The 588-nt window shown below is 47.6% G+C and carries 1 protein-coding gene; it reads left to right on the top strand.

Annotated elements, in window-relative coordinates; genetic code table 11:
* The coding region (locus tag WMO23_RS11445) for a transposase (RefSeq protein ID WP_349174160.1) at positions 1 to 588 on the top strand (588 nt) is incomplete at both ends.

Raw genomic sequence — 588 nt, 5'->3', positions numbered from 1 at the left:
TACTTGACGCAATCGAATGTCATCCGCGGCTTGGCGAAACAAGACTATACGATGCTCCGGGAAATGTGCCAATACAGCAATAACCTGTACAATGTAGCGGTCTATATGATTCGGCAGCATTACTTCGATACCCAGCAATTCTTGCGGTATGAAGAAAATTACCCTATCTGCAAGGAAAATGAAAACTATGGCTTGTTGCAGGCCGGTGTTGCCCAGCAGATATTGAAAATGGCCGACCGCAGTTTTCGTTCTTTTTTTGGGCTTTTGCAGAAAGTCAAGTCCGGTGACTATGGTTCAAAGGCTGTTCGCCTGCCATACTATCGTGAAAAAAGGGGCCTCTTCAGTCTCATCTTGTCCACGAACGCCATCAACATTAAGAATAGCTTCCTGACGGTACCAATGAGCCGGGAATATGCGAAACGCCATAACGGGCATCGGATTCGGATTCCTGTTCCCGACAGACTGAAGGATAAGACGATTCAGGAAGTTCGCATCTGTCCCATGTATGGCGGACGGTATTTCAAGATTCAGTATTGCTACTTACAGGACCCAGAACCGGTGAAAACCTCGCCAGACCGTGTCCTGGCT

It is taken from the genome of Megasphaera intestinihominis (assembly GCF_040096415.1).
GTDB classification, from domain to species: Bacteria; Bacillota; Negativicutes; order Veillonellales; family Megasphaeraceae; genus Megasphaera; species Megasphaera intestinihominis.
Note: the sequence above shows the minus strand (reverse complement) of the source record. Positions and strands in the feature narration are given on the sequence as shown.